The following is a 20,304-nucleotide window of genomic DNA, read 5'->3' on the forward strand; positions in this document are numbered from 1 at the left end:
CTGGCCACCGCGCTGGCCGGCACGCTTGCCCTGATCGTGCTCGGGCCGAAGCTGCTGCCCAGCCGTGCGGCGGCGGGGCCTGAGGACGACCGCGAGCGGGTGTGCCTGTCAGAGCTGCTGGTGCTCCCGAAATCGGACATGATCGGCCGCCGGATCGGTGACGTCGGCGCGCTGAAATCTGACCGCGCCAAATTGCTCGGGTTGATCCGCGAGCGCGAGACGCTGCGCAGCGGGCTTGCCGACATGATGCTGCGCGCCGGCGACCGGCTGATCATAGCCGCGTCGCCGCATGAACTGGCCGCCTATGCGGCCGGGACCAACTTCGAGGTCGGCATGCGCGGGCTGGCGGGCGGGGTGAAGCTGTCGACCAAGGCAAAGCCGGCCGATGTGACGCTGTATGAAGCCGTGGTCGGGCCGACGCACCCCAATATCGGCCGCAGCCTGTTCGAGATCCCGATGCTGTCGCGGCACAATATCCGCATCCTCGGGCTGTCGCGGGGCCGCCATGTTGCCGGGCCGGACCTGCGCTCGGCGCGGCTACGGGCGTCGGATACGCTGCTGATCGCCGCCGCGCCGGCCGAGGCGGACGCGCTGCAGGACAATGTCCATCTCACCGGCATGACCCAGGCCGACGCCACGCCCTTCCGGCGCTCGCGCGCGCCGATCGCCATGCTGGCGCTGCTCGGCACGGTGATCGGCGCCGCGATGGGGATCATGCCGATCGAGGGGCTGGCGATCATCGCGGTGGCGCTGGTGCTGGTGACGCGGACGATCGACCCGGGGGAGGCCTGGCAGTCGATCGATGGCAGCCTGCTGGTGCTGATCTATGCGATGCTGGCGATCGGGGCCGGGTTCCAGCAGGCTGGCAGCGTCGACCTGATTGTCAAGGTGGTGTCCCCCGTGCTCACCCACGCGCCGCTGCTGGTGCTGATCTTCGCGGTCTATGGGCTGACATCGGTGCTGACCGAGGTGGTCACCAATAATGCCGTCGCCGTGTTGCTGACGCCGATCGTCATCGGCCTGGCGCAGCAGCTCGGCATCGACCCGCGGCCGCTGATCGTGGCGGTGATGTTCGGGGCGTCGGCGAGCTTCGCCACGCCGATCGGCTATCAGACCAACACATTGGTCTATGGTGCCGCCGACTATCGCTTTGCCGATTTCATCCGGATCGGCGTGCCGATGAACGTCATCGTCGGCATCGCCGCGTCGCTGGCGATCTGGCTGCTGTTCTGATCGTCAACCCGGCAAGCTGTAGGTCAGGCTGACGGTGACACCGTCCTCGCCCTTGGAGATGGTGGTGAGCAGGCGCCTGGTTTCGTCCTTGTCGGCGCCGCCGAAGGTCAGGCTGTCCTGCGCGGCCATCTCGGTGGAGATGGCGATGCCGGCTTTTTCGGCCGATTGGCGGTGGAAGGCGACGACATCGGCCAGCGGCGCGTCGACCGAATAGCTGAACAGGCCGCCTTTGTTGCCGCCATCGGCGGTCTTCATGTTCATCACCGGCGTGCCGCCCTCGTACATCTCGACAAAGTCCGGCAGGTCGGCGGTGCTGACCATGCCGGTGGCGGCGCCGGCCACCGCCGAGGCGACGGCGCCGGCCCGCTCGGTATCGCTGCTGCTGGCATCGACGGCCTTTTCCTCGCTGCTGCCGCAGGCGGCGAGCCCGAGAAGCGCTGAAATCATCAGCATTTGCAGTCTGGCCATCGTTGGTCGGTCCTCCCTTTCAGGCGAAACTGCCTCAGCGCGCTGATACGCGCAAGCCGGGTCTTTGGTTTCAGGAAACGCTACCAGAACTGGCTGCCGGGGATGCCCTTGAACGGGCCGGCGACATGGCTGGTGATCCAGCCGCCATAGAAACCACCGGGCTGCGGCACCACCTGTTCGCCATCGACCGTGCAGCTATCGAAGGGCGCGGCATAAAAGGCGACATGGCCGACGAGACCGGCAAATTCCGGCGTCGGCCGGTCATAGCACCAGGCCATGGCGGGCAGCCGCGCCTTGCTGACCAGCACATCGAAATAGCGCGCCTGGCCCTTCCATTCGCACAGGCTGCGCCGGGCCAGCGGCCGCAGCGCGCCAGCAGCGATATCGGACACCGGGAAGTAATAGCTCGGCGGGTGGCTGGTCTCTAGCGTCTCCAGCCCGCGCGTGGTGTCGGCGAGGACGACGCCGGCATGAACGATGCGCAGGTGACGGGTGCTCGGCCGCATGATCGCCGGGCGGGGATAGTCCCAGACGCTCTCCTGGCCGGGCGCGACGGCATCGGGAATCATCGCCGGCCATTGATGATTGCGCCTTGCTGACGCAAGGACGCGGGGAGAGGGATCAGGCAATGGGTCATGGCATCATCACAGCGGGGAGGACGGGGGTCCTATTCTTGCACAGCCTCGCAGCGATGTCAGCGGCGACGCACGCGGCCTTGTGCTGAGCGCTCCCTTGCTGAATTGGGTGCCATGGCTTGGCGCCGGGGCCGGAATGATCCTCGGCAGCTTCATTGCGGCGCTGACCTGGCGCTGGCCGCGCGGCGAGTCGATTGCCCATGGCCGGTCGCGTTGCGACAGCTGCGACGCGACGCTCGGCGCGGCCGAACTGGTTCCCGTGCTCAGCTTCGTGCTCGGCAAGGGCCGTTGCCGGCATTGCGATGCCCCGATCCCGCGCCGCCACCTCGCCATCGAGCTGGCGGCGGCGGCGATGGTGTTTCTCGCCCTGCTGGTCGCGCCCGGGCTGGCGGGGGTGGCGCTGGCCGGCTTCGGGCTGGCGCTGCTGACCTTGGCCATCCTCGATGTCGAACATTTCTGGTTGCCGGACAGGCTGACATTGCCGCTGATCGCCGCTGGCCTCGGATTGGGGGCGTGGATGCCGCCGTCGCTGGCCGAGCGACTGATCGGCACGGTCGCCGGCTTTGCCTGCCTCGCGCTGATCGCCATAGCCTATCGTCTGGTGCGGGGCCGCGAGGGGCTGGGCGGCGGTGACGCGAAGCTGCTGGCGGCGATCGGCGCCTGGCTGGGCTGGGTGCCGCTGCCGTTCGTGCTGCTCGGCGCCAGCCTGCTCGGGCTGGTGCTGGCGCTGCTGGCGCGATTGCGCGGCCGCTCGGTGGTGGCGGATACGGCGTTGCCCCTGGGAGCGTTGCTGGCCGCGGCGGCGTGGCCGCTGGCGCTCCTGCAATTTGCCAGTTGAGCGGCCCGGTGACCGGGGTTAGCGTGGGCCATGACAAGATTTGAGGGCGCCCAGCGACTGCCGAACCGGCAGATCGAGCTATATCAGAAGCGCGATTTCCTCGATGCCGCCGAATGCGCGCGGCTGGTGGCGGAGATCGACCGTCGCCGCCGCCCGTCGACGATCTCCGACCCGAATGGCGATGACCGTTTCCGCACCTCCGAGACCTGCGACCTCGACGGCGAGGACCCCTGGGTGGCGGCGCTGACCGCTCGCATCGCCGATTATCTCGGGCTCGATATCAGCCACTGCGAGCCGCTGCAGGGCCAGCGCTACGGCGAGGGCCAGGAGTTCAAGGCCCATTCCGACACGTTCGATCCGGGCGGGCTCGGCTATCTCGAGCATTGCACGATCAGCGGCCAGCGGACCTGGACGGGCATGATCTACCTGAACGAGCCACAGGCCGGCGGCGGCACGCGCTTCAAGAAGCTCGACAAGACCTTCCAGCCCGAGACCGGCAAGCTGCTGGCCTGGAACAATCTGCTGCCCAATGGCTGGCCCAATGCGATGACGCTGCACCAAGGCATGCCGGTCCGCGCCGGCACCAAGTACATCATCACAGCCTGGTTTCGCGAACGGCCGTGGGCCTGGGCCTAGGCGATCGGAGAAAAATGCCTCCGGCGGCTGGGCCGCAGGCCCCAAACCCCGAATTATCGGGTTGATCCATTTGGACCTATCGCCGTCACCTGCGGAGGCCAGATTATCGGGGTCTGGGGCCTGAGGCCCCAGCCGCCGGAGGCCCACTTCCGATAAAGGGGGTACCTACCTTCTAGAAGTTAAGCGAGGCCCCCAGCTGGAAGGTCCGGCCGAGCGCATAGGTGTTATAGTCGATGCGGGTTGACCCCAGGGCCTGGAATTCCTGGTAGCGGGTGTTGGTCAGGTTACGCGCCTCGAACTTCAGGTCGAAGTTGAGGCCGGCGACGACGATCCCCTCGCGCCAAACGAAATCGAGCCGGACGCCCGGCCGCTCGATCAGGTCAGGCAGCAGCGAGGCACCGCGCTGCGAGACGCGGTCCGAAGCGAAGTTGAACAGGATCGTCTGTTCCGAGAGCCGATCCTGGTTCTGCAGGCTGATCTGGAAGTTGACGAGGTGATCGGACTGGCCGGTCAACCGCGCGCCGTCGCGGAACAGGTTGCTGGCTTCGGTTTCCTGGAACGTCGGATCGATGGTGCGGTCGCCTGGCCGCACCTTCAGCTTCGACTTGCTGTAGGTGTAGTTGACACCCAGCATCACCCGCCGCGCCTGGAAGAAGTCCGCATCGGACACGCGGTCGAGGCTGAAGATCTTCTGCGCATCGAGCTCGGCGCCATAGAGGCTGGCGCGCGGTGCGTTGCCGAAGGTCGTGGTGATCGTCGCCGACGAGATGAAGGCGATGATCTCGATGGGTTTGTTGATGTTCTTCCAGAAGCCGCCGATGGTAATCCGCTCGTCGCGGCCGAAATACCATTCGTAGCGGCCTTCGAGATTGGTCAGCTGGCTGTCGACGAGCAGCGGGTTACCGAAGCTACCGCGGTCATTTTCGGTATCGAAGTAGAACTGGTTGGCCAGCTCGCGGAACTGCGGCCGCGCCACGGTCTTGGACGCGGACAGGCGCACCTGCATGTCCTCGGCGAAATTCCATGTCAACGTGGCCGCCGGCAGCCAGTATTCACGATCGATCTGCGTTTCGGGAATGGCGACATTGCCCGAGCTGTAGAGATCGACCGGGATGACCCGCTGCTCGCCCTTTTCGTAACGCACGCCGGCAACGAGCTGGACGCCGTCGGCCGGCTCGAGCTCGACCTGGCCATAGGCGCCGTGCACCTTCAGCGACGCTTCATAGCGCGCCGCGCCAGGCAGCGTGTTGGTCTGGGTCAGGAAGATGCCATAGGTCTGGACGTTGAAGTCCGACAGCAGGAAGTCCGGCCGCTGCTGGATGACACCGATCGGCAGGGCATCGCTGGGCTGGAACCGATACTGGAAGAAGTCGGATTCACGCTGGTTGTCATTATAAGCGTAGCCGGCAACGATCCGTACCGGGAACGGCAGCGTCTCGAACTTGTAGCCGAGGTCGACGGCGGCGCCGTAGACATTTTCGTTGAGGCGGCTGAAGGCGATGGTGGCGCTCTGCCCCGGGCCCTGCAGGGCGTTGACGAAATCGTTGATCCCGTCCTGCTCGGTGAAGGCGTAGCGGAACTCGCGCTCATAGGGCGACAGGCGCTTGGAGTTGGCATAGGTGCCACGCACATCGAGACTGACATTGCCGAAGCGGAACTCGGCGACACCCTGGGTATCGATCAGCTGACGCTCGAAGAAGGCGGTGGCGGTGCGATTGAGCAGGGCGCCGTCGAAGTCGGCGGGATTGACGCCGATCTGCTGCCGGGCTTCCTTGATGGTGTCCTTCACGTAAAGATTGGTGATGCGGATCTTGTGGTTGTCGAATTCGGCGCCGAGGCCAAGCAGCCCGTTGACCTTGATGTGATGCTCGGTCGACAGGAAATCGAAATCCTGGTTGATCAGCATGCCCGGCTCGCCACCGACATTGCCGATACCGAGCGAATTCTGCTGCTTGCCGGCCTTGGTCTGCCACTCATTCTCCCAGCCCGCCGTGGCGGTGATGCCGAAGCTGACGGCGCCGATATCGAAGCGGGTGCCGGCGCTGGCGCTGAGGCCCATGTCGGCCGGGATGTTGTTGTTGCGCTGGATCACCGAGGTGCTGGCATTGCTGAAGCTGCGCGCCACATCCTGCAGCTCGCCGAGCGTGAAATTGCCGAGGCTGAGCGCCTGGCCCGTGGCCTGTGCCGCCTTGAGCGGACCGGGAACCGAACGGGTGCCATCATCAAAGCCGAGCACGTCACGCTTGCCACCCTGATAGGTATAGCCGAGCTCGCCGGTCGTGACCGAATTGCCGCCGATCTTCCCGCCAAAGGTCAGGAACGGCTCGTCGGGGATCGACTTGGTGGTGAGGTTGATGACGCCGCCGCCGAACTCGCCAGGGTAATTGGCCGAATAGCTTTTCTGCACGAGCGACGAGGCGAGGACGCTGGTCGGGAAGATATCGAGCGGCACGACGCGCCGCAGCGGATCGGGAGACGGGATGGGCAGCCCGTTGAGCAGCGCCAGCGAATAGCGTTCGCCGAGCCCGCGCACATAAACATATTTGCCGCCGACGACCGACAGGCCGGTCACGCGCTTGAGGGCGCCGGCGATATCGCCTTCGCCCGAGCGTTCGATCTCGGCCTGGGAAAGCACCGACACGACTTCGCGGGTGGTGCGCAGCGTATTGGGGATCCGGGTGCCGATGACGACGATCTCGCCCATCCCGCCGCCGCCGGGAACCGAAATGTCGACGTCCTCTTCACCCTCGTCCGCGACAGGATCAGCGGGCTGGGCAGGCGCGGCCGGCGGCGCCGACTGTGCGTGCGCCGACGCGCTCGCCAGCATCGTGGAGGCGAGCAAAAGCCCGGTCAGCAGGCTGATCGGGCGAAGTGTGTTGATGTCAGTGCGCATCTGCTGTCCCCCGGGGCTTGCATCCTGTTCCCGCTCTGGCTCGCCGACTTGCGGCGAGGGTCACCGGCACCCCGGACCGGCGACCCTGGCGGTTGCCGGAACGCTGAAAGCCAGCGTTCCGGCGTCATCATCAGTTGCCGTTGTCGGCCGGGATCGCTTCGCAGGCGATCTGGCCGACGAGGCCGCAGGTCCAGCCGTCGAACCACCGGTCCGTGGCGTTCTGGAAGGCGCCAACATAGTTGGCGAAGGTCAGCGGCCCACCAAGGAAGGTGGGGTCGGTGGCCACGGCCGCGGTTTCGGTGGCACCCGGCAGGATCGTGTCGGTCAGGGTCGGCACATAGTTGAGCACATTGTTGTTGCCGGTGATCAGCGGCGTGATCAGCGAGGCCGGCACATCGGCTTCGTCACGAGCGGCCGTAGCGCAGCCGAACAGCACCGAGCGGAAGACCGGCGGGCCATTGTCGCGCAGCGCCAGGTCGGAGCTGGTGCCGGAGGCTGCCGCCACCGTCTGGTCGCCGTCGATATCAAGGCAGACCGAGGCGGTCGCCGAGATCAGGCCATTGACGAAGGCATAGTCAGTGCCACCGCGCAGCAGGATCGGATCGGGCGAACGCCGACCGACGAACGTGAAGTTGACAAAGCGCGGGAAGGAGCGGGGCGTCAGCAGCTCGAAGCCGGCCGTTTCGGCTTCGATGACGCGGTCACCGCCGGCCGAACGCTGCACGACCACGACGAACTGCAGGAAGCCGCGGTAGCCGAAATCGGTATCGAGCGAATCATCGTCGGCGCCGGTGACGACCAGATAGCGATGGTTGATGCGGCCACCAAACCACTCGATGCCGTCATCCGAGCTGTTGTGGACCTGGATGTTCTCGGCGAATGTGCCCGAACCGACGCCGCCGAAGGTGATGCCGTTCAGCTCGTTGCCCGGCGCCACTTCAAAGCCCGGATAGCGAACCTGCAGGTACCGCAGGCGACCGCTGCTGTCGATGGCGCGAGCGCCGCCGTAGAAGGTGTTGCTCAGGCCCTCGATGCGATTCTGGCAATCGACGGTGCCCGGCGTGGCCGTTCCGATGCACTGATGGATCGGGGCACGGCCGAGGATGACGAGACCGCCCCAAAGGCTGATCGAGTTGGCGTTGGTGGTGCTCGATGTACCGGCGGCATTGGCTTCAAAGTTCGCGCGCGCGGACATGATGATCGGGTTGTTCGCCGTGCCTTCGGCGAAGATCTGCGAACCGCGGTTGATCACCAGCGAGTCGGCGCCGGAGTTGCCGAAGATCTTGACGCCCGGGTCGATGGTCAGCGTGCCAGACGCGGCGCCGGCGACCGGAGCGTCGGGATTGGCACCCAGATCCTGACCGATGTTCACCTGGCCGCTCAACGAATAGATGACGCCGCGCAGATTCTGCAGGCGGAGCGAGCCGGTGTAGGTGCCGGAGAGCTGGCAGATCAGACGCCCGGCAATGGTGCCGGCCGGGGTCAGCGTGCCCGGGCAATTGGTGGCCGGGGTGCCGGGAGCCGGCGTGGGGGTCGGGGTCGGGGTAGGCGTGGGGGTCGGCGTCGGCGTCGGGGCGGGCACCACGATCACGCCTTCGCCGGGCGAGGCGATGTCGCTGGCACCATCACATGCGGCCAGCGCAACGGCCGAGCCCAGAAGCAGGAGTGTCCGGTAGTGAATCATGTCGTTATCCCCTGGAAATCGCCGCTTTGCGTCCGGCATCTGGGCCAGAATTGCCCCGGTTGAACCTCGTGCGAGCAATGAACGGCGCAGAAGCGCGCAATCGGCTCCGGAACCCCTGTTCGCGTGTCGAGTCCCTAGCGATGATTCATGACGGGGAGTTTGCCGATTGATGACAGTTTGAAGTCAGCGCTTAAGGTCGATCTGCGCCGACCGGGGCTGCCCTTCGCGCTCGAAATCGAGCGATATGCTGTAGGCGCCGGCCACTTCCCCGGGCAGGTCCATGATTTTTTCCTCGCTGAACAGCGGCTGGTCGTTGACCGACAGCAGGACATCGCCCGGCTGAAGACCGGCCAGCCGCAGCAGCGGCACCCGGCTGGCATCGCGCACCAGCCAGCCGGTGATTTTGCCCTGGTCCCGCCGGGCTGTCAGCGCCAGGCGATATTCGGACACGGTCGCCACCAGCGATTGCGGCGTTGCCTGGCGCTGCGCGCCAGATGCGGCCCCATCGTCATCGCCTTGGCCCGGCACCAGCAGCAGTTGGCGCTCGGCATCGCCCGAGACCAGCCGCACCGACCCGGCCGACAGCGCCTCCAGCCGCACGCCTGGCACCACCATCGCCCCGCGTCGGACCAGCCGCTGGCGGCCATCGGCGCTCTCGATGATCGCCGAGCCGCCGTCGCCGCGCAGCAGCACGCCGCGCAGGACGAGGCCGGACATGTCGGCAGAGGGTGCAGGCGGCGGCTCGACGGGCCCGGGCGGCAGAGGGGCTGGCGGCGGCATAGTCAGCACAACGGCCGGCGCATCGGGCGCCGCAGGCCCGCGCCACCACCAGATCATCGCCGCCGCCAGCGCCAGCCCGCCGCCAGCCGCGAGCGCCCATTCGCGCGGCGTCGTCTGCCGGTCAGCCACAGCCGATCAGCCCGGCCACCGGCATCACCAGGTCGGTGCCGTCCGCCAGCCGTACGGTCAGCACGCCGCTGCGTACCGCCGCCGTGCGTCCGCCGGGACCGACATCGATCACGATATCGTGGCTGGCCTGGACGGCGCCGCCGGCGAAGCCGGCCGTCGGGGTGAAGCCCATGACCGGCTCGCCGGCTGTCGTGCCTGATTGCACCGGTAAACGCGTTTCGGTGCCGTCGATTTTCAGGCGCATGGTGGGGGCCTCGGCGCCGGACCGGGCGACCATCGCCACCCGCTGGCGCGTCGCCTGCTCCCACAGCACCAGCGCGCAGTCGCCGCGCCCCAGCCGCTGCGGCGGCAGTTCCTGAAGCCCGGCTGCCAGCAACAGCAGCGCCATCATGGCGCCGTCACCTGCAGTGCGCCGTCGCTGTTCAGCCGCAGCGTGGCGACGACGACGCCGTCCGCCCGCGCCATCGCGGCGCGCGCCGCCGGGCCGTCGCAGCCGAGCGCGCCGGCCAGCGGCTCGCCGGCGACCGTGGCCAGCAACCGTCCCGAGGCTTCGCGGCAGCCCTCATCCTCGAAGCGGAGCGACACGGCTTCAAGCCGGACAGGGCCCAGTCCCGGCGCGATGACGCTGCCCGACAGATCCTGGACCCAGCCCGGCCCGGCGGTGCCGCGCAACTGCGGGCCGTCCAGTGTAACGCGCGGTGCCCCGGCGAACACGGACAGCGACGCGACCGCCACGGCGAGGTCGCCCAGCCCGAGGCCGCGCCACTGCGCCGCCGCCACCCGGCCGTCCCAGACGCGCCCCGATACCGAGGCGGCGGCCAGCCCGTCTCCCAGCACCAGCCGCAGCGGCAGCAGCCAGACAGACAGAATGATCAGCGCCAGTACAAACAGCAGCGCCCGCGGCCGGATGCTCATCGCCCGCCCTCCGACACCGTCAGCCGGGCGCTGACCGTGGTATCGTCGTTGCGGCTGATCGACAGGGTCTGCACGATCATGCCGCCGGCCTCCAGCGTTGCCGCCAGCCCGAGCAGCACCGGCGCCCGGGCCGCCGCGATCCGAAGTGTCACCTGGCCATTGCCATCCTGCTCGAGGCTCTCGCTGGCCAGCCCGGCGGCGGCCACGGCCTGCCGGACCCGCTCGGTCAACGCCGCTTCGCCGCCGCCCTGGCCGGCCCGGGCCTCGGCAGCGCGAATGGCTGCACCGGCGGCCGTGACGTCGGCCTGGGCGCGGCTGGCGGTTTCCAACCGCAGCAACGCTGCCTCCCGCGCCGCGCCGAGCGGGCGCAGCACGGCCAGCCACAGCAGCACCGGCAACGCTACCGCCAGCATCGCCAGCACCAGCCGCCGCTCGCGCCGGCTGAGCCGCTGCCACCAGATCGTCAGCCCTGCCGTCATCGTGCCTGCACCCTGAGCTCGGCCTGCGCCACGCCGCCGACCTGTCTCGGCAGCCCGAGCGCGGCCTCGAGGCCGGCGTCGCGCAGCGTCGCGACAATTGCTGCCGCTTCCCCGGGCGAAGCGCCTTCCAGAATCACCACCAGCCCGGTGCCGGGCGCATGTTCGAGGCTGGCGATCGACACACCGGGGCGCGGTTCGATTGCCGCCAGCAGCGGCGCGGCCAATGCAGCAAGGCCACCGCTGCCGCCGAGCGCCCGGAGCCGCGCCGTCACCTGGGCGCGCGGATCGTTGACCAGGGTGCCCGGCGGCAGCAGCTCTGTCGCCTGCGCCGCGAGCGCCGCCTCGGCGGTATCGGCCGCGCGGGCCGCGCGCCACCAGCCTGCGCCCTCCGCCAGCACCAGCGCGAGCACCGCCGCCGCCGCCGGCAAGGCCAGCCGCCGCCATTGGCCCGGCACCGGCCGCCATGGCTGGACCAGGGCGAAACGCCCGTGGCGTAGATTAGGCGCCTGCACCAGCCGGGTGGAGAGGCCGGCGGCAAAGGCCGCAGGCTCGACGGGCGGCGGCAGCACATCGAGCATCATCGCTGCCAGCGCCGGCTCGGCGGCAAAGGCCGTTTCGCCCTGCCGCACGAGCCACAGCCCGTCGCGCTCCGCCGCACTGCCATCGGGCAGCAGCAACGGCGCCGGCACCAGCCGCGACGGCGTCAGCCCGGCCGCTTCCAGCCGCGCCAGCCACGCCGCCACATCATCGGCATCGGCGATCGCCAGCCATCGGCCGCCATTGACCTGGGCCGCACCGAGCGCGACGTGCAGCGTCTCGGCCGGCGCCGCGCTAAGCTCCCCGGCCATCGCCCGGGCGGCGGCGGCGGCTTGCGCCGGGGCCAGTGCCGGCAGCATCACCCGGTGCAGGCTGACATGGGCCGGCGGCGCCACGGCGACCACCGCCTCGCCGGGCGACGGGGCGAGGCCCGCCAGCCCCTGCCCTTCGGACACGATGGCGCCCGACCCATCGATCCGGCGCCAGCGATCCGGCTCCTGTGTTTCGAGGAACAACAGCAGCATCAGCGCTCACCCGTCCATTGCCGCAGCGCCACCCGGGCCGGCGTGCGGCGGCTGTCGACAAGCAGGCTCGCCTGCATCGGCCGGCCGCCGCTGTCGATCGCCAGCGCCAGCGCGAACCATTCGGTGCGGACGCCCAGCTGCTGCTGGACATCGGACGGTAGCGGCGTATCGCGGAGCAGCGGCGCATCAACGAACTCACCAACCGCGCCCCAGCCGGCGCGCGGTCGCTCGCCGAGGATCTGCCGGGCCAGCCGCAGCCGCATCGGCGGCGGCCCCATGGTCTCGGGCATCAGCATCGCCAGCAGCGGCGCCTGCGCCGGGACGAGCGTGTTGACGTTGAGCGGCGACAGCGTCGCCAGCGGCAGTGCGCAGAGCCAGGGCTGCAGCCGCGCATAAAGGCCGGCATCGACCCCGGCGACGGCGCGCAGCTCGCTCGGCTCGGCCATCAGCGTGCCGCCGGTCCGGTAGCCGAGACCCGCATAGCGGGCATCCTCGGCGCCGAGCGCGGCGGGGGTCTGGTCGCTGTCAATCCAGTCGGCCGCCGCCGACGCCACCTGCCGCGCCTGCGGCTCGGTGACGTCGATCATCCGCATCAACGCAAAGAACTGCGCCACGCCGACCGGCCGCGTCACCAGCGCCTCGGGCCCGGCCCGGACGACGAGGCTGTTGAGATTGAAGCAGTTGGCGCCATCCCTCGGCGTCACGCTGGCGCTGCCGCCGGGCAGCGGCAGCACCACCGGCTGGCCCTGCCAGGCCGAGCCCTGCCGGCGGCCTTCGCCGCGCACCAGCGTATCGAGCCGGCTGACCGCCAGGATCTCGGCCAGCTGGACCATCGCCGCGCCGCGCTCCCGCACCAGCGCATTGCTGGCCAGCTGCGTCGCCATCCGGCTGCGTTCGAGCATGGTCGCGGCGATGGCAGCCATCACGCCGACGAGCATCAGCACTGCAAGCAGCGCCGCGCCGCGTTCATGCGCCGGCACCTTCATGGCAGCTCGCCGGGCGGCAGCAGGAACAGCTGGCGCAGCTCGCCGCTGGTGGCGGTATCGAGAACGATCTCGACCGCCTCCGGCAGCGCGCCGGGCAAGGCCGCCTGTCCGGGTGCCGGCCAGCTCGCCGCCCAGCCGCCATTGGCGAAGAAGCGCAGCCGCGCCGCGCGCACCCCGTCCATCATCAGCGCCGGTGGACCTACCATTGCCCCGTCGACCATCGGCGCTGCCCGCCGCTCCAGCCGGCCGCCGCTCAGCCGCCATTCGACGCGCTGCAGGCTGGCGCGCGGCGCACCATCGTCGTTCGTCCAGCCGCGCCGGACCAGCCGCAGCAGCAACCCGCTGCCGGCTTCGCTGGCAAAGGCCGGCCAGGGCGCGCCATTGCCGTCCCGCCAGCGGCGCGGCGCCGCCTGGCCGAGATCGGCGCCGAGCAGCGCCCGGGTCCGCACCAGCGCCGACTGGCCGGCGATCCGCTCGCCGCTGGCGGCGCGGCTGTTGATCCCCATCGCCAGCAGCGCGACCCCGGCCCCGGCGATCAGCCCGAACAGCGCCAGCGCGACCAGCAGCTCGGCCAGGGTGAAGCCGCGCTCGTTCATGAGGCCCGGCGCACCAGCGTCGCCTCGGCGAGCCGCGACCCGTCGGTGCCGGAGACCCGCAGCTCGATCCTCTGCAAGCCCGGGTCGGGCGTGCGCATCACCTCGCGCTGCCAAAGCCAGCGCCGGCCGGCGTTGACCGCCTCGCCGTCGCTGCGCCCGAAGGCCGGGGCCGGGCGCATCAGCTGTGTCTCGACGGCGAGATTCTGCACGACGATCGCCGCCAGCAACTTGTCATCGAGCCGCGCCACCGTCGACAGGCTGGCCCCCTGCAGCCGTAATAGCGCCAGCGCCGCCAGGCTGAATACGGCCAGCGCCACCAGCACTTCCAGCAGCGTGAAGCCGCGCTCGGCCGCCTCAGCGCGCATCGATGCGCACCTCGCCAGCCGGGCCGACGCTGACCCGCGCGCCGGCCCCGGCCGTACCGAGCTGGACCTGCCCCGGCGTCACCAGCCCGGTCGCATCGAAGCGCATCCGGCCGCCGCCCTCGATCTCGGCGGCCACGGCCATGCCGTCCGGCCAGCGGGCGCCGCCGCCCAGCGTCTGCCAACCCGCGCCGTCCGGCGCCCGCTGCTCGAAACGATAGCCGCCGTCCTCGATCACCAGCGCGGTATCGTCGCCGCTGGCGATCGCCAAGTCGCGCGTCATCACCACGCGCGCCGCCAGCGCCTCGGCGGCCGCGCGCGCCGGCGGCGTCCCGCCGAAGCCGGTGAGGATCACCGCGGCCGAGGCCATGCCGATGATGGCGATCACGATCATCAGCTCGATGAGCGTGAAGCCATTGGCGGGGGGCCTATTTCCAGTTGCCGATGTCTGCATTGTCGTCTTCGCCGCCCGGCACGCCATCAGCGCCGAACGAAAACACGTCCATGTCGCCGCGCGTGCCCGGGAATGCATATTGATAGGGCCGGCCCCAGGGGTCATCGGGCAGCCGCTTCAGATAGCCGCCGCGCCGATAGCGGCTCGGGTCCGACAGACTGGCCGGCGGCTGCACCAGCGCCGCGAGCCCATCCTGCGTCTGAGGGTAGCTGAAATTGTCGAGCCGGTACATTTCCAGCCCCTGCTCGATCAGCGAGATATCGGCCCGCGCCTTCTCGACCATCGCCCGGTCGCGGGACGGCAGCACATTGACGACGACGACGGTCGCCAGCAGCCCGATGATGACGATCACCACCATCAGTTCGAGCAGCGTGAAGCCCTGTTCGCCCGGGCGTCTGGTCACGGTCATTCTCCTCATGCGGCAGCAAGCGTATCGAGTTGCAGCAGCGGCAGCAGGATGGCCAGCACGATCGCCGCCACCATGCCACCCATCAGCAGGATGACGCCAGGCTCGAGCAGCGCCAGCGCCGTGGACGTGAAGCTGTCGAACTCGCGCTCCAGATAATCGGCGCCGCGTGCCAGCATCAGGTCGAGCCGGCCGCTGCCCTCGCCGCCGGCGGCCATGGCGACGAGCAGCGGCGGAAAGGCGCCGGTCCGCCGCATCGCCACCGACAGGCTGGCGCCCTCGCGGATGGCGACGACCATCTCCGTCGTCGCGGCACGCATCACCCGGTTGCCGATGGTCGGTGCCGTCAGCGCCAGGCCCTCGATCAGCGGCAGCCCGCTGGCCACCATCGTCGACAGCGTGCGCGCCAGCCGCGCCGCTTCGAGGCTGCGCAGCAGCCGGCCGATCACCGGCAGGCGCAGCAGCCAGCCGTCGAAGCGCAGCCGCAGCACCGGATCGGCCATGGCGCGGGCGAAAGCGAGGCCGCCGCCGACGAGCAGCAGCAGGATCAGCCACCAGCCGGCGGCGAGCACATCCGAGATGAAGATGACGATCCGCGTCAGCAGCGGCAGCGTCTGGCCGATATCCTCGAACTGCTCGACGACCTGCGGCACCACGAAGATCATCAGCGATGCCAGCACCAGCACCGCCACCACCAGGAGCGCCGCCGGATAGGCCAGCGCCGAAATCAGTTTGCCGCGCACCTGAGCCTGCCGTTCCAGCAGCGCCGCTACCCGCTCGAGCGCCTCGGGCAGGCTGCCGGAGGCCTCGCCCGCCGCGACCATGGCGCGATACAATGCCGAGAAGCTACGCGGCTCCAGTGCCATCGCATCCGCCAGCCGCCGCCCCTCGGCGACGCCGGCATGGACGCGGGACAGGATGGCGCGGGGTGCCTCGGCCTCGGTCTGACGGGCGATGGTGCGGAGCGCTTCCTCCAGCGGGACGACGCTGGCCAGCGTTGCCAGCTGGCGGGTCATCAGCATCAGCGTCGCCGGCTTCAGGCGCTTGCCGCTGGCGGTGGCCTCCCGCGGCGCGGCGCTGCCGGCCTCGATCGGCTCGACCTTCAGCGCGAACAGCCTGCGGGCCATCAGCGCGGCGCGCGCCGCCTCGCCGCTGTCGGCGGCGATCCGCCCGCGCTGCTCGCGACCCTCGGGATCGAGCGCGGCGTAGCGGTACTCAGCCATCGGCCGGGCCTTCGCCGGCGCGCATTACTCGCGCTGCTTCCTCGGCAGTGGTGATGCCGTCCCGCACCATCGTCCGCGCCGCAGCGGCGAGATCGGGGTTCTTGCGGAAGGCGATGGCGGCAATCGCCGCCTCGTCGCCGCCGTCCATGATCAGCCGGCGCACCCTGTCGCCGACGCGCACCGCCTCGAACACGCCGATCCGCCCGCGCCAGCCGCTGCCGGCGCAGGCATCGCAGCCCCGCGGCCGCCGCGCCCGCGTGCCCTCCGGCAGCCCGACCATCGCCGCGCGCGCCGCATCGAGCGGATGCCATTCGGCGCAGTCGTCGCACAGCCGCCGCACCAGCCGCTGCGCCACCACGGCGCGCAGCACCGAGGCGATCAGGAACGGCTCGACGCCGAAATCACGCAGCCGGGTGATGGCGCCGGCGGCATCGTTGGTATGGACCGAGGACAGTACCAGATGGCCTGTCAGCGCCGCCTGGACGGCGATCTCGGCGGTCTCGCTGTCGCGGATTTCGCCGACCATCACCACATCCGGGTCCTGGCGCAGGATGGCGCGCAGCCCGGCGGCGAAGCTGAGGCCGACGCGGGCATTGACCTGAGTCTGGCCGACGCCGTCGACCGCATATTCGACCGGGTCCTCGACGGTCAGGATGTTGCGGCTGCCGTCGTTGAGCAGCCGCAGCCCGGCATAAAGCGACGTCGTCTTGCCCGATCCGGTCGGCCCGGTGACCAGCACCATGCCGTTCGGCTCGGCCAGCGCGGCGCGGAGATCGGCCTCGATCGCCGGCGGCATGCCGAGCGCCTCCAGCCCGATCCCGGCATTGTCCTTATCGAGCAACCGCAGCACCACCCGCTCGCCGGCGCGCGACGGCAGGGTGGAGACGCGGACATCGAGCGACTTACCGGCCAGCGCCAGCCCGATCCGGCCGTCCTGCGGCAGGCGACGTTCGGCGATATCGAGCCGCGCCATCACCTTGACGCGGCTGACCACCGTCGCCGCCACGCTGGCCGGCAGCCGGTGCCGCTCGCGGAGCTGGCCGTCGACGCGCATCCGCACCACCAGCGCCGTCTCATAGGGCTCGATATGGATGTCCGATACGCCCTCGCGCGCCGCTTCGGCGATAAGGCCGTTGATCAAGCGGATCACCGGCGCCTCGTCGGCCGAATCGAGCAGGTCCTCGGCGGTGGGGATGCCATCGACCAGCGATCCAAGCCCGTCGGCCTCGCCCATCGCCGCCGCCGCCGCGACGCCATCCCCGGCATAATGATCGGCGAGCATCCGGTCGAACCGCGCGGCCGCGACGCGCTCGACATGCAGCGGCCGGCCGGCGATCCGACGGACCTCGGCCAGCGCGGCGACCGGCGGCTCGCCTTCACGCAGCGCGACGCCCAGCCCGCCCGCGACCGCCCCTGTCACCACGACGCCGTAGCGGCGGGCGAAGCCATAGGGGAGGCGCAGGTCGGTCATGGGGAGGGAACGGGCCCGGGAACAGGGGGAACGGGCGGGGGCAGCGTGCCGCTGGTCGGCGGCGCGGCGCGAAGATAGTCGCGAACCAGCGCATCGAGGGCGGAATCGCCGCCCTTTTCGCCGCGCGCCGCACTCGCCGCCGCTTCGGCGGCGTTCATGTATTCGTAACGCTCGCCGGCGATCCGCGCCGCATCGGCGGTGGTCTTGACGATGGTCGGGCGGATGAAGACCATCAGATTGGTCTTGGTCGAATTGTTCGAGCGCGAGCGGAAGAAATTGCCGAGCAGCGGGATGTCGCCGAGGAACGGGATCTTCTCCAGCGTGCGCCGCTCATTCTCGTCGATCAGCCCGCCCAGCGCGATGATCTCGCCGTCATCGACAGAGACGGTGGTGCTGATCTCGCGTTTGTTGAGGATCAGTTCGCTCGAGGTGTTGCTGACCGGCCCGGCGATCGAGCTGACCTCCTGGCGCAGCACCATGGTGATGGTGCCGCCGGCATTGATCTGTGGCCGCACATCGAGCTGCACGCCGACATTCTGGCGCTGGATGGTGCGGAAGGCATTGTCGAAATTGTTGGAAAGCGCTTCGCCGGTGGTGATCGGGATATCCTGGCCGACGAGGATCCGCGCCTGCTGGTTGTCGAGCGTCATGATCGACGGCGTCGACAGCACGTTCGACGCGGTGTCGGCTTTTACCGCGTTGAGCACGACGCCGAAGATCGAATTGGAGGTGAGGTTGCCGCCGAAGCCGAAGGTGCCACCATTGGCGCCAAGAATAGAGGCCAGCGCGGATTCGCGCAGCGCCTGTGTGGTGGGGTTGTCGCTGCCCAGCTCGCGCTCGGCCACCACCGCGCCGGTAATGCTCAGCAGATTCGGCGCGGCATTGCTGTAGTTGGTGGCGGCGAACGGGATGTTCGAGCCGCCGGTGCCCGACAGCAGGAACTGCACGCCAAGGCGCTGCGCCGCAAGATCGGAAATCTCTACGATGATCGCCTCGACCAGCACCTGCTCGCGGCGCACGTCAAGCTGGCGGATGACCTCGCCGAGCTGGCGCTGCACTTCGGCAGGCGCGGCGATGACGATGGCGTTGGCGCCCTCGAACCGGGAGATTACCGCGCGCCCGGCGCCGATGGTGGCGCCGGGCACCGGGCCGGTGGCCGCAGCCCCGGAAATCGCCGGCGGGATCGGCGACTGGTTCTGGTTGGTGCCTGACGCGGTGTTGCTGCCAGTGCCACTGCTGCTGCCGGCCATGTTGCTTGCCGGCAGCGGTGCGCTGGTGGCCGCCGTCGTCACTGCCTGGCCGACGAGCTGCTGAAGCACTGGCAGCAGCATCTGGGCATCGGCGTGCTTGAGGAACACCACGCGGACGTCACTGCCATTGGCGGCATCGCCATCGAGCTGGCTGACCGTGCGCGCCATCTCGGCGACCATCGACGGTTCGCCGCGCAAGGCCACGCTGTTCGAGCTGTCGATCGGCACGATGCCGACCGCGGCGGCGGCATCGGCGCCGCGCGCCGCCTGGGTCAGGTCGCGCAGCGCCGCAGCAATCTCGCGGGCACCGGCATGCTTCAGGGGCACAACCTGCGTCATCAGCCGCGCCCGGTCGATGGCGCGCAGCATGCCGCGGACGCGGCGGACATTGTCGGCATAGTCGGCGATAATCACGCTGTTGCCGGCGCGGTTGGCGGTCAGCTGCCCCTCGCGGCTGACAAGCGGGCGCAGCGATTCGACGGCCGATGCCGCATCGATCGATTCGAGCCGGATTGCCTCGGTGACGAAGCTGTCGGCGCCGCCGCGCAGCGCCGGCTGCGAAGCGGCGTTCTCGGCCGGGGCCACCCGATAGGCACCGCCCGAGGCCGGGCTGACGACCAGCCCATTGGCGCGCAATGTCGACAGGAACAGCTCGAAATAGGCTTCGCGGCCCAGAGGCCGTTCGCTGACGACGCTGACCTTGCCCTGGACGCGTGGGTCGATGATGAAGGTCCGGCCGGTGGCGCGGGCGACATCCTGGATATAGGCGCGGACATCGGCATCGCGCAGGTTGACCGTCTGCTGCGCCAGCACCGGCCCGGCCAGCGCCATTACCAGCATCGCCACCGGAATCAGCCGCCGCCTCATGCCGCCACCCCGCCCGGCCCGAGCCGCAGCCGCACCGGCTGCCCGCCGCGCTCGATCTCCAGCATCACGCCACCGGCATCGAGCCGCCGGATCACCGCTGCCGGGTCGCCGAGTGCCGCTACCTCCTGCCCGTCAACGCGCAGCAACACGTCTCCACTGCGCAGCCCAGCGGCAGCAAAGGCCGCGCCCGATCCGCGCGGGGTCAACACCCAGCCAGTGATCATCGTGCCGCTCAGGCGCGGCACCGCCGACAGGTCAGCCTGCAAACGCGCCACGACAGCGGGAGCAGGCGATGGCACCGGCATGGCGCCCGCGTCGCGCGCCTCGTCCGACACCGGCGCCGACTGATCGAGGAACAGCTGCTCGCGCTTGCCGCCATTGTCGAGCGTCACCGAATCAAACCCCACATCGACCAGCCGGACGCCGGGCAGTATCTCGTCGCCGACCCCAAAACTCTCCTGGCGGTCTTCGGAAAGCGCCAGGATGGCGCTGCCGCGGCCGCTGGCCTGGTCGACACGGGTGCCCATCAGCACCAGCTCGAGGTCGGACAGCGCCATCTCGCCGCCGGCCATGGCACGACGGCGAAAGAACGGGTCGAACCGCGCCAGCACGGTGCGGTCAATAGCGCCGGCCGCCGGTACCGTCTGCCAGGCGCCTACCGGCCCCGGCGCCACCACCAGCGCGAACGCTAGCCGCACGATGCCGAGCGCCGCCAAGCAGACCAGCGCCGCTTCGACCAGCACGAGCGCCACCGCCGGCCAGCGCTGCGCGTCGCGCCAGGCACGGAACTGGTCAGTCCGGGTGAAGCTGCCGATCATTGTCGGCCTCGCCGTATCACGCTGTGCCTATCCCCGTTCCTGCGAATTTCGCTACCCGCCTGCTGTACGCGATCGGGGCTCCTTGCCCTAGACACGCCAGATGACAGTTCGATGACAGAA

At 69.6% G+C, this 20,304-nt stretch carries 21 protein-coding genes; 3 read left to right on the forward strand and 18 right to left on the reverse strand.

The window, feature by feature from the left end; translation table 11 throughout:
• Positions 1–1,233 (forward strand): SLC13 family permease (locus tag ACTIFJ_RS02310; RefSeq protein ID WP_439532469.1); only part of this gene is annotated, 1,233 nt, incomplete at its 5' end.
• A 3-nt stretch (positions 1,234–1,236) separates the two neighbouring features.
• On the opposite strand, the gene ACTIFJ_RS02315 is transcribed toward ACTIFJ_RS02310, so the two are convergent.
• Both ACTIFJ_RS02315 and ACTIFJ_RS02320 read right to left on the reverse strand, forming a co-directional pair.
• Positions 1,237–1,701, reverse strand: a complete 465-nt coding sequence (locus ACTIFJ_RS02315; RefSeq protein WP_439532470.1) for a hypothetical protein — start codon at positions 1,699–1,701, stop codon at positions 1,237–1,239.
• Between the two features lie 80 nt (positions 1,702–1,781).
• On the reverse strand, positions 1,782–2,270 hold the full coding sequence (locus ACTIFJ_RS02320; protein ID WP_439532471.1) for a DUF427 domain-containing protein: 489 nt from the start codon (positions 2,268–2,270) through the stop codon (positions 1,782–1,784).
• A gap of 202 nt (positions 2,271–2,472) precedes the next feature.
• Between ACTIFJ_RS02320 and ACTIFJ_RS02325 the strand changes: the two genes are divergently transcribed.
• Together ACTIFJ_RS02325 and ACTIFJ_RS02330 are read left to right on the forward strand one after the other, a co-directional pair.
• On the forward strand, positions 2,473–3,174 hold the full coding sequence (locus tag ACTIFJ_RS02325) for a prepilin peptidase (protein ID WP_439532472.1): 702 nt from the start codon (positions 2,473–2,475) through the stop codon (positions 3,172–3,174).
• 30 nt (positions 3,175–3,204) lie between these two features.
• Positions 3,205–3,810, forward strand: coding sequence for a prolyl hydroxylase family protein (locus tag ACTIFJ_RS02330; RefSeq protein ID WP_439532473.1), 606 nt, complete (start codon positions 3,205–3,207; stop codon positions 3,808–3,810).
• Between the two features lie 172 nt (positions 3,811–3,982).
• On the opposite strand, the gene ACTIFJ_RS02335 is transcribed toward ACTIFJ_RS02330, so the two are convergent.
• From ACTIFJ_RS02335 to ACTIFJ_RS02410, 16 genes are all read right to left on the reverse strand, one after another.
• Positions 3,983–6,703 carry a TonB-dependent receptor domain-containing protein gene (locus ACTIFJ_RS02335; RefSeq protein ID WP_439532474.1) on the reverse strand — a complete coding sequence of 907 codons (2,721 nt, stop codon included), beginning with the start codon at positions 6,701–6,703 and terminating at the stop codon, positions 3,983–3,985.
• Positions 6,704–6,833: 130 nt separating this feature from the next.
• A complete protein-coding gene (locus tag ACTIFJ_RS02340; RefSeq protein WP_439532475.1) occupies positions 6,834–8,387 on the reverse strand; it encodes a hypothetical protein in 1,554 nt (517 codons plus the stop codon).
• 183 nt (positions 8,388–8,570) lie between these two features.
• On the reverse strand, positions 8,571–9,296 hold the full coding sequence (locus ACTIFJ_RS02345) for a hypothetical protein (RefSeq protein WP_439532476.1): 726 nt from the start codon (positions 9,294–9,296) through the stop codon (positions 8,571–8,573).
• Positions 9,289–9,687, reverse strand: a complete 399-nt coding sequence (locus ACTIFJ_RS02350) for a hypothetical protein (protein WP_439532477.1) — start codon at positions 9,685–9,687, stop codon at positions 9,289–9,291. The genes ACTIFJ_RS02345 and ACTIFJ_RS02350 overlap by 8 nt, the downstream gene beginning before the upstream one ends.
• On the reverse strand, positions 9,684–10,211 hold the full coding sequence (gene gspN / locus ACTIFJ_RS02355) for a type II secretion system protein N (protein WP_439532478.1): 528 nt from the start codon (positions 10,209–10,211) through the stop codon (positions 9,684–9,686). Before gspN ends, ACTIFJ_RS02350 begins: the two co-directional genes overlap by 4 nt.
• Complete coding sequence (gene gspM, locus ACTIFJ_RS02360; protein ID WP_439532479.1) at positions 10,208–10,690, reverse strand: type II secretion system protein GspM; 483 nt, start codon at positions 10,688–10,690, stop codon at positions 10,208–10,210. The genes gspN and gspM overlap by 4 nt, the downstream gene beginning before the upstream one ends.
• Entirely contained in the window at positions 10,687–11,751 is a 1,065-nt protein-coding gene (gene gspL / locus ACTIFJ_RS02365; RefSeq protein WP_439532480.1) for a type II secretion system protein GspL, read from the reverse strand. The genes gspM and gspL overlap by 4 nt, the downstream gene beginning before the upstream one ends.
• On the reverse strand, positions 11,751–12,737 hold the full coding sequence (gene gspK, locus ACTIFJ_RS02370; protein ID WP_439532481.1) for a type II secretion system minor pseudopilin GspK: 987 nt from the start codon (positions 12,735–12,737) through the stop codon (positions 11,751–11,753). Before gspK ends, gspL begins: the two co-directional genes overlap by 1 nt.
• A complete protein-coding gene (gene gspJ / locus ACTIFJ_RS02375; protein ID WP_439532482.1) occupies positions 12,734–13,333 on the reverse strand; it encodes a type II secretion system minor pseudopilin GspJ in 600 nt (199 codons plus the stop codon). Before gspJ ends, gspK begins: the two co-directional genes overlap by 4 nt.
• Entirely contained in the window at positions 13,330–13,698 is a 369-nt protein-coding gene (gene gspI, locus ACTIFJ_RS02380; RefSeq protein ID WP_439532483.1) for a type II secretion system minor pseudopilin GspI, read from the reverse strand. Before gspI ends, gspJ begins: the two co-directional genes overlap by 4 nt.
• A complete protein-coding gene (locus ACTIFJ_RS02385; protein ID WP_439532484.1) occupies positions 13,688–14,227 on the reverse strand; it encodes a GspH/FimT family pseudopilin in 540 nt (179 codons plus the stop codon). Before ACTIFJ_RS02385 ends, gspI begins: the two co-directional genes overlap by 11 nt.
• Positions 14,124–14,567, reverse strand: a complete 444-nt coding sequence (gene gspG, locus ACTIFJ_RS02390; RefSeq protein ID WP_439532485.1) for a type II secretion system major pseudopilin GspG — start codon at positions 14,565–14,567, stop codon at positions 14,124–14,126. The genes ACTIFJ_RS02385 and gspG overlap by 104 nt, the downstream gene beginning before the upstream one ends.
• Positions 14,564–15,778, reverse strand: a complete 1,215-nt coding sequence (gene gspF, locus ACTIFJ_RS02395) for a type II secretion system inner membrane protein GspF (protein WP_439532486.1) — start codon at positions 15,776–15,778, stop codon at positions 14,564–14,566. Before gspF ends, gspG begins: the two co-directional genes overlap by 4 nt.
• Positions 15,771–17,249, reverse strand: coding sequence for a GspE/PulE family protein (locus tag ACTIFJ_RS02400; RefSeq protein ID WP_439532487.1), 1,479 nt, complete (start codon positions 17,247–17,249; stop codon positions 15,771–15,773). Before ACTIFJ_RS02400 ends, gspF begins: the two co-directional genes overlap by 8 nt.
• Positions 17,246–19,366 carry a type II secretion system secretin GspD gene (gene gspD, locus ACTIFJ_RS02405; RefSeq protein ID WP_439532488.1) on the reverse strand — a complete coding sequence of 707 codons (2,121 nt, stop codon included), beginning with the start codon at positions 19,364–19,366 and terminating at the stop codon, positions 17,246–17,248. The genes ACTIFJ_RS02400 and gspD overlap by 4 nt, the downstream gene beginning before the upstream one ends.
• Positions 19,363–20,184 (reverse strand): type II secretion system protein N, encoded by an 822-nt coding sequence (locus tag ACTIFJ_RS02410; RefSeq protein WP_439532489.1) that lies wholly within the window; start codon positions 20,182–20,184, stop codon positions 19,363–19,365. The genes gspD and ACTIFJ_RS02410 overlap by 4 nt, the downstream gene beginning before the upstream one ends.
• Positions 20,185–20,304 lie beyond the last annotated feature (120 nt).

The organism is Polymorphobacter sp. (genome assembly GCF_051860865.1).
Classification (GTDB): Bacteria; Pseudomonadota; Alphaproteobacteria; order Sphingomonadales; family Sphingomonadaceae; genus Sandarakinorhabdus.

Coding starts and splice junctions, on each gene's coding strand:
- gspI (WP_439532483.1), bottom strand. CDS start 13,698: ATGCGCGCTGAGGCGGCCGAGCGCGGCTTCACGCTGCTGGAAGTGCTG.
- gspF (WP_439532486.1), bottom strand. CDS start 15,778: ATGGCTGAGTACCGCTACGCCGCGCTCGATCCCGAGGGTCGCGAGCAG.
- gspM (WP_439532479.1), bottom strand. CDS start 10,690: ATGACGGCAGGGCTGACGATCTGGTGGCAGCGGCTCAGCCGGCGCGAG.
- ACTIFJ_RS02325 (WP_439532472.1), top strand. CDS start 2,473: ATGATCCTCGGCAGCTTCATTGCGGCGCTGACCTGGCGCTGGCCGCGC.
- gspN (WP_439532478.1), bottom strand. CDS start 10,211: ATGAGCATCCGGCCGCGGGCGCTGCTGTTTGTACTGGCGCTGATCATT.
- ACTIFJ_RS02410 (WP_439532489.1), bottom strand. CDS start 20,184: ATGATCGGCAGCTTCACCCGGACTGACCAGTTCCGTGCCTGGCGCGAC.
- ACTIFJ_RS02335 (WP_439532474.1), bottom strand. CDS start 6,703: ATGCGCACTGACATCAACACACTTCGCCCGATCAGCCTGCTGACCGGG.
- gspD (WP_439532488.1), bottom strand. CDS start 19,366: ATGAGGCGGCGGCTGATTCCGGTGGCGATGCTGGTAATGGCGCTGGCC.
- ACTIFJ_RS02385 (WP_439532484.1), bottom strand. CDS start 14,227: ATGCATTCCCGGGCACGCGCGGCGACATGGACGTGTTTTCGTTCGGCG.
- ACTIFJ_RS02320 (WP_439532471.1), bottom strand. CDS start 2,270: ATGATTCCCGATGCCGTCGCGCCCGGCCAGGAGAGCGTCTGGGACTAT.
- ACTIFJ_RS02330 (WP_439532473.1), top strand. CDS start 3,205: ATGACAAGATTTGAGGGCGCCCAGCGACTGCCGAACCGGCAGATCGAG.
- gspG (WP_439532485.1), bottom strand. CDS start 14,567: ATGAGGAGAATGACCGTGACCAGACGCCCGGGCGAACAGGGCTTCACG.
- gspL (WP_439532480.1), bottom strand. CDS start 11,751: ATGCTGCTGTTGTTCCTCGAAACACAGGAGCCGGATCGCTGGCGCCGG.
- ACTIFJ_RS02315 (WP_439532470.1), bottom strand. CDS start 1,701: ATGGCCAGACTGCAAATGCTGATGATTTCAGCGCTTCTCGGGCTCGCC.
- ACTIFJ_RS02400 (WP_439532487.1), bottom strand. CDS start 17,249: ATGACCGACCTGCGCCTCCCCTATGGCTTCGCCCGCCGCTACGGCGTC.
- ACTIFJ_RS02350 (WP_439532477.1), bottom strand. CDS start 9,687: ATGATGGCGCTGCTGTTGCTGGCAGCCGGGCTTCAGGAACTGCCGCCG.
- gspK (WP_439532481.1), bottom strand. CDS start 12,737: ATGAAGGTGCCGGCGCATGAACGCGGCGCGGCGCTGCTTGCAGTGCTG.
- gspJ (WP_439532482.1), bottom strand. CDS start 13,333: ATGAACGAGCGCGGCTTCACCCTGGCCGAGCTGCTGGTCGCGCTGGCG.
- ACTIFJ_RS02340 (WP_439532475.1), bottom strand. CDS start 8,387: ATGATTCACTACCGGACACTCCTGCTTCTGGGCTCGGCCGTTGCGCTG.